Genomic DNA, 6,049 nt, shown 5'->3' with positions numbered 1-6,049 from the left:
TCCGAACCCACCGGAGCGATGAACACATCCGCGTACGCCCACACACTCGCATTAGCCGTGTTAGCCATACTGAGAAACCCTTCTCGAAATTGTCTGATTGTTGACAACCCGCCACCGTCCGGCCGCGGGGGTTCTGGGGACCGGGCGGCTCAGCCGGACCCGGTGGGGCGCTGGGTGACCAGCACCGCGAAGGAGGAGTGGGGTTCGGGGATCTCCGGGTCGAACCCGGGGACGACCCCCTCCACCTGGCGGATCGAGACGATCTCGGCGTCGCCGACGTGCTCCAGGAGCGCGGCGTGGGCCAGATGGGCCAGGGCCTTGGTGTCGTCCCGGTCGTCGGCCCAGGCGAAGACGCGCAGCAGTGACTGCTGCGTGATCGGGTAGTTCCCGCCCGACTCCTCACAGCGCACGGTCAGGGCCGGGTCGTCGCCCATCTCCCGGTCCGGCAGAGAATCGGTGAACACGGGGGTTCCCGCCCATTCGGCGGGGAAGTCGGGGACCCTGGACCGCAGGTAGTCGGCGACCAGGTCCTCCACGTCGGGAAAGAGTACGGAAAGCACGGTTTCTCCTCTCAGGTGACGGGGGCCGTCCAGGCCCCCGCCCAGGTCTGGGGGCCGACCCGGCCGTCCACCGAGAACCCCTTCTCGGTCTGGAACTGTCGGCAGACGCGTTCGGAGGCGGACCCGTACCAACCGTCAACGGTGATCCGCCACCCCCGCTCGCGCATCCGCTGCTGCCAGCGGCGGCAGGTCTCGGTGCGGCGCACGGGGGGCTGGACCAGAACGGGGCCGGGGAAGGCCGGCGCCGACGAGGAGGGAGTGCTCGGCGGGGTCGGCGACGTCCCCCCGCCACTGCCTACAGGCATTCCGGCCTGGACCCACGAGCGCAGGTCGGCGCCCGGGCAGGAGGTGCTGTTCCCGGACAGGCCACCGTGCCAACTGCGGGACAGGGTTCTGCCCGCTCGCCGGTTGGCCTCGTCGTGGAGTCCGCGGATCGCCGCCTTGGCCGCCGGGGTGGCGTCGCCGTCGCGGCCGATGAAGCACACCCCGATGTGCGAGGTGTTGTGCGGGGAGGCGTGCGCGCCCACGGTGAGCCAGCCGCGGCCCTCGTAGACGTTGCCCTGGCGGTCGACCAGGAAGTTGTAGCCCACGTCCGCCCAGCCCCGGCCGTCCATGTGGAAGTCCTGGATCTGGCGCGGGGGCTGGGTGGGTGGGCCCGCGGAGTAGTGGACGGTGAACCCGCTGCGGGCCGCCCACGTGGTGGAGGTCCGGCTTCGAGGGGCACGGGCGCCCCACGCAGACCGGCTGACATGACGTGACATTTCGGGCACTCCTCTGGAGCGGGGCGCCACAGGGCGCACCGCACGGAAATCAGAAAGGAAGAAGAGAAGCCTGGGCCGCGGCCCGGCTGAGACGTGGCGGAAGGGTCCGCCAACGAAAAAACCCGGCGCTGGGCCGGGTTGGGAACATAGCTGTACCGCTGCGCTAGATGGTGCCACAGGCTCAGGCGACCGCACAAGCCCTGCAGCGCAGGAAATCCGCGCGAATGTCCGCACCGCAGGTCACGAAGGCAGCGCGGCCAACAGAACTGATCTCCTGAAAATCAGCGGAAGGGTCCGTGCACCGGGTGCACGGACCCTTCCGCCGACAGAAGGCCCTGCATCGGAGAGTCCGTTCTCAGCAGTTCCAGCCCTGAAAGCCGCGGGCCGCTGTATCGACGGCGGGCGGCAGTTCCACCCCGAAGGCACCGTCATCGTCGTAGTAGAGCTCTTCGCCCTCTTCATAGGGCGTTTCCCAGTCCCCGTCGTCCCCGCCCAGCATCTACCGCACCTCCTTCGGCGCCTCCTTGACGCCCCATGGGGGACGGACACGACATCTGGAAGGTTGGCCCACACAAGGTTACAGATGTGTTTTATGTAGGGATCAGTGGAAGAGGGGAAACTCCGCAGGCATTCGTCACGAAAGACTTCCGGAGCTTCCCATGCACCCTGAACTGCTCGGACGCAGCAGGGAAACATCTCTGACCCGCTGACCCGGCAAGGACTTCACCGGGAGGGGTTGTGCTCCGCCTGGGCGCACGCTAGCTTTTTGTTCACTCGACAGAGCTGCCACCGCATCCCGGTGGCTTTTTTTGTGCCCGCGGAACGGGCCCCGCCGTTCCCGCCCTCACCCCCATCCACCAGGCGTGCCTACGGCACGCCTTTTCTCATGCCCAGGAAAGGTCGGCCATGACCGGATACCAGGAATTCCCGGAGATCATCGACGCCCTCGTGACCGCACTGACCGAAGCCGACGAACTCTCCGGGGTGACCGTCGTGGACGGGCCGGTCGAGCAGCCCGGGCACGACAGCATCGCGGTCGGCGCCGCGGCGGCCCCGGAGGAACCGGGTCTGGAGATCGCGAGCGAGCCGGCAGACCTCGCCGGGCAGCGGGACCGGCGGACCGCGACCGTCCGGCTGTTGCTCACCGCGGACGGCGCCGAACTGGCCCAGGCCCGGCGCCGACTCTACGAACTGGTCGACGGCGCGGACGCCGCGGTGCGCCGCACCCCCGACCTGGGCGGTGTGGTGGCCCGGGCACGCCTGACGGAACTGGCGGTCTGGCAGGGCCGCCACGGCACCGGCTTCCGGGTCGGGGCCGAGGCCGACGTCGAGGTCGACACCTGGGCGAACCGTCTGCGCAGCGCCTGACACGGCTTCCACCCCCGTGAACCGCGCGTGGGCGCCGTTCGCGCCCCACGCGCGTCTCAGGGGGGTCGAACCGTGACCCCCGGCAACAAACAGTTCCAGGAGGTCCAGGAGGGCAGGTTCCGCAAGCTGCTGCGGGCCGCGGTCCCCTCGGGGGCGTCCTCCAGCCCGGCGGCGGCCCCGACCTGCGGGTGCTGCGCACCAGTGACGGCGACGCCGCGGTCTCGTCCGGTTTCGCCGTCGTGGAGGGCTACGGCGTGGAGGTCGACGACCTCGTGCCCCTGGAAGTGTGGCTGAACACCGCCAACGGCGCCCGAATCGACCGGGCGGTGCTCCGGTTGGACCGGACCCACACGATCAGACGGGCCGGCAGCGGTTTCGCGCCTTCATGGCGCTGGGTCAGGACCGGTTCGGTACAGCTGCGGGGCACCATCCGCCGAGCCAACAGGGCGGCGCTGGCCAGCGGTACGTACTACGCACGCCTGCCCGCGGAGACCTTTCCCGCCGGCTACGTCCGCGGTGTGACCGTGTGCAAGGTACGCGGCGGTGTCGGCTACATGCGTGCGGACGTGGTCAGCCGCAACATGACCACTCCCCTGCCTGAACAGATCATCGGCTACCACGCGCCCAGCCCTCGGTGGATCTCGATCGACGGCTTCTTCTTCGACCCCCGGTGAGGCCTACCCCCGCTCTCAGCGACGAAGCCCTCACCATCCGCGAACACACGAATCAAGAGGAAACAACCATGTCCACCATCGGAGCCCGTGAGGACGCGGGCAGGCGCTGTCTGCGCACCGCCTTCCAGGGGGCCGTGGCGGCCGCCCTGGTCGCGGCCGCCGGGGCGGTCGCCGCGACCGTCGTTCCCGGAGAGACCGTCGACACCGCCGTGCTGGCCGCGACCGCGGCCACCGCGGCGCTGACCGCTGGTGCCGCCTATGTGCAGCGCCGGGCCGAGGCCGCCGTCGAGTACCGGCGTGCACGACGGGAGGAGGAGCTGTGAGGTACTGGTTCGGCGGGGGCGTCCCCGACTTCGTGATCGCCGCTGGTCAGCAGGTGGAACGCGAGGACGGCGGGGTCGGCTACCTGTCCCTGCTCTCCCCGGACGTGCCGCTGTGGGCGCACGACGCGCAGACCGGCGAACGTGTCACCGATCTGCTCGACTCGCGCAGTGAGCCGGTGAGCGAGATCCTCAGCGGCCCCTACGGTGAGCTGACCCGTTTCCGCGGCCCGGACGAGGTCCGTCAGCTGCTGATCGGTCAGGCCCTCCCCGATTCGGACCCCGGCGACGAGGACGCCCAGGACGAGGGGCCACCGCGCTTCTCCCTGCTCACCACCGAGGTGGAACTCACCGGTGCGGGGAGCGCCGAACACCTGACCGTGCAGGTGATGGTCAAGTGAGCGGCGTGCTGAGCAACACCCTGACCGGCCCGGTCGGCGACCCCCTGTCCTCGAGCGCCCTGTCCCGCGGCGGGGATCCTCTCGCCGTGCTCACCCCCGCACGGAGCCGGTTCGACGACACCCACACGGTGCACGGGCTGCCCGCGTCGCGGCTGGGCACCGGGCACCATCGTGAGGACACGGCGCGGATCCGCCTTCCCTCCCCGGGGAGCGGGTGGGCGCTGCGCGTCTACCTGTGGTTGCCGACCATGCCCTCCGGGGACGGCAGCCGCCGTTGGGCCCTGTCCATCGGCGACGCCGACGGTCTCGTCCTGTCCACGGCAGCCAACAGCGACGTGAACGCCGTCCTCCAGGGGCGGGATCTGGCTGCCGAGGATCGGCCCGGGTCCATCACCCCCGGCTCGGGACCTGCTCCGGGCACGAACGGATGGATCAGGCTGGAACTGCGCCGGAGCGGCAACCTGGCCCTGCGCCTGTACCGCGAGCACGAAACCGGGCAGGCCCTGGAACCGACCTGGGCGCCTGGGGTGCCGACGGTGACTTCGGGAACGCCATCCGGAACGCGGTGGCGGCCTTCCAGGACGCCCACGGCCTGGACCCGGTGGACGGCGTACCCGGCCCGGAGACACGGGCCGCGGTGGACCTGGCCCTAAGCAACAAGTATCCACCGCTGTGGTGGAGCCACCTGGCCGTGAGCGACGGGGACTGGCTGGGGCCGGCGTCCGCACCCGAGGTCCGCAGAGCACCGCTGGTGCCCGGGCTGCCCCTGTGACGAGGACCTGGTGACAGCCCACCGAGAGTGACAACAAGAGAACGGGGCCGACGGAACAGTGTTCCGTCGGCCCCGTTCTCGCTGTCTCCGGTCGCTCCGGACCGCCCACCGGGGTGGCCCGGACCTTCACCGGACCGCCTCCCCGATCACTCCCGCCGCCGCTTCCTGATCTTTGCACCCCTTCCCCGATTCCCTGCCCCCGCGCTCCCTGGCCACCGCTCAAGCACTTCCCCACCGGCTCGGGACCGCTTCCGGACAGCAGGAAGGGGGGCGGGGTGCGTGTCGCACCCCGCCCCCAGGCGGTCAGGAATCGTGGTCGGCCAACTCTTGTCTGCGCCGTTCGGCGCGCTCTCGGGCCTGCTCCAGGCGGGCCTTCTTCTCCTCCTCGGCCCGGCGCACCCTCGGGTCGGCCGGGTGCGGCTGTCCCGTGGTCGCGTGCACTATGTCGGCCATCAGGTAGTGGGCCAGCGTCCAGCCGTCCCCGCCCAGTGCCGTGGCGGTCGCCGATTCGGAGGGCAGGTGCCGCAGCAGCACCGCCAGGCGCCGCAGGGTGAGCAGGCCGCGCCACAGGTCGGCCAGTTCGATCCGGTAGTAACGGGCGAGATCGGCCTCCACCGCACCGGGGTGTTCCCGGAGTAGGCGGAGGAGGCGCGTTATTCCCCCGCGGACTCGAAGCCGTAGGCCGCGGCCACCTGCTCGGCCAGGGTGTTCAGGTCGCTGAGGGTGGCACCGGCCTCCTTCAGCCGCGCCCACTGCTCAGGGCCCAGCAGGCTGCGCAGCGCGGCCACGATCTTGCCCTCCTCGAAGCCCTCCAGGGCGGCCAGCGGCCACTGGTCGGAGGAGGCGGGCAGCAGGTACTCGGTACCGTGCAGGGTCAGCTTCTTCGGGGCTTCGGAGGCGGTGGCCTCGGCCTGGACGGCGGTGTTCTCGGTCATTACGCGGTTCCTCTCGTACAACGGTCGTTCGTCTTCACAGCGCGGTTCGGGAAGGAAAAGGGCCGGGCCGGGTGAACCGCGTGAACCCCGGCCCGGCCGGTCAGAGGAGAAACAGGGGGAATGTGGAGGGGGCCGCCCCCGGGGTGGGGACGGCCCCGTCATACCGGGTCAGTGAGCGCGCGGATCAGCTACCGTCGACACCGGAGTTGGCGCGGCCCTTGTAGGTGTAGAACAGGGTGGACTTGCCGTCCTCGTCGG

General features: G+C 70.5%; 11 protein-coding genes. 6 read left to right on the top strand and 5 right to left on the bottom strand.

Annotation, left to right across the window (positions count from 1 at the left end; genetic code table 11):
* Nucleotides 1–149: 149 nt before the first annotated feature.
* The 3 genes from D458_RS0132610 to D458_RS37130 all read right to left on the bottom strand — a co-directional run bounded on the left by D458_RS0132610 (nt 150) and on the right by D458_RS37130 (nt 1,820).
* Entirely contained in the window at nt 150–560 is a 411-nt protein-coding gene (locus D458_RS0132610) for a hypothetical protein (RefSeq protein ID WP_026119908.1), read from the bottom strand.
* Nucleotides 561–571: 11 nt separating this feature from the next.
* On the bottom strand, nt 572–1,321 hold the full coding sequence (locus D458_RS0132605; protein WP_026119907.1) for a peptidoglycan recognition protein family protein: 750 nt from the start codon (nt 1,319–1,321) through the stop codon (nt 572–574).
* 355 nt (nt 1,322–1,676) lie between these two features.
* Nucleotides 1,677–1,820, bottom strand: a complete 144-nt coding sequence (locus tag D458_RS37130) for a hypothetical protein (RefSeq protein WP_017590918.1) — start codon at nt 1,818–1,820, stop codon at nt 1,677–1,679.
* A 407-nt stretch (nt 1,821–2,227) separates the two neighbouring features.
* Between D458_RS37130 and D458_RS0132595 the strand changes: the two genes are divergently transcribed.
* The 6 genes from D458_RS0132595 to D458_RS38050 all read left to right on the top strand — a co-directional run bounded on the left by D458_RS0132595 (nt 2,228) and on the right by D458_RS38050 (nt 4,856).
* Nucleotides 2,228–2,689 (top strand): hypothetical protein, encoded by a 462-nt coding sequence (locus D458_RS0132595; RefSeq protein WP_017590917.1) that lies wholly within the window; start codon nt 2,228–2,230, stop codon nt 2,687–2,689.
* Nucleotides 2,690–2,877: 188 nt separating this feature from the next.
* Nucleotides 2,878–3,363 carry a hypothetical protein gene (locus D458_RS0132590; protein WP_017590916.1) on the top strand — a complete coding sequence of 162 codons (486 nt, stop codon included), beginning with the start codon at nt 2,878–2,880 and terminating at the stop codon, nt 3,361–3,363.
* A 68-nt stretch (nt 3,364–3,431) separates the two neighbouring features.
* Nucleotides 3,432–3,686 carry a hypothetical protein gene (locus D458_RS0132585; protein ID WP_017590915.1) on the top strand — a complete coding sequence of 85 codons (255 nt, stop codon included), beginning with the start codon at nt 3,432–3,434 and terminating at the stop codon, nt 3,684–3,686.
* Complete coding sequence (locus D458_RS0132580; RefSeq protein WP_017590914.1) at nt 3,683–4,084, top strand: hypothetical protein; 402 nt, start codon at nt 3,683–3,685, stop codon at nt 4,082–4,084. The genes D458_RS0132585 and D458_RS0132580 overlap by 4 nt, the downstream gene beginning before the upstream one ends.
* 5 nt (nt 4,085–4,089) lie before the next feature.
* Entirely contained in the window at nt 4,090–4,737 is a 648-nt protein-coding gene (locus D458_RS37305) for a hypothetical protein (RefSeq protein WP_204366948.1), read from the top strand.
* On the top strand, nt 4,650–4,856 hold the full coding sequence (locus D458_RS38050; protein WP_204366947.1) for a peptidoglycan-binding domain-containing protein: 207 nt from the start codon (nt 4,650–4,652) through the stop codon (nt 4,854–4,856). Before D458_RS37305 ends, D458_RS38050 begins: the two co-directional genes overlap by 88 nt.
* Before the next feature lie 303 nt (nt 4,857–5,159).
* On the opposite strand, the gene D458_RS0132570 is transcribed toward D458_RS38050, so the two are convergent.
* Nucleotides 5,160–5,471: a hypothetical protein gene (locus D458_RS0132570; protein ID WP_017590912.1), complete on the bottom strand. Its 312-nt coding sequence runs from the start codon at nt 5,469–5,471 to the stop codon at nt 5,160–5,162.
* Nucleotides 5,472–5,509: 38 nt separating this feature from the next.
* Complete coding sequence (locus D458_RS0132565; RefSeq protein ID WP_017590911.1) at nt 5,510–5,791, bottom strand: hypothetical protein; 282 nt, start codon at nt 5,789–5,791, stop codon at nt 5,510–5,512.
* Nucleotides 5,792–6,049: the final 258 nt, after the last annotated feature.

The sequence above is a fragment of the Nocardiopsis ganjiahuensis DSM 45031 genome (assembly GCF_000341085.1).
GTDB classification, from domain to species: Bacteria; Actinomycetota; Actinomycetes; order Streptosporangiales; family Streptosporangiaceae; genus Nocardiopsis; species Nocardiopsis ganjiahuensis.
The sequence above is the reverse complement of the archived record's forward strand: the minus strand, read 5'-3'. Positions and strand labels throughout refer to the sequence as shown.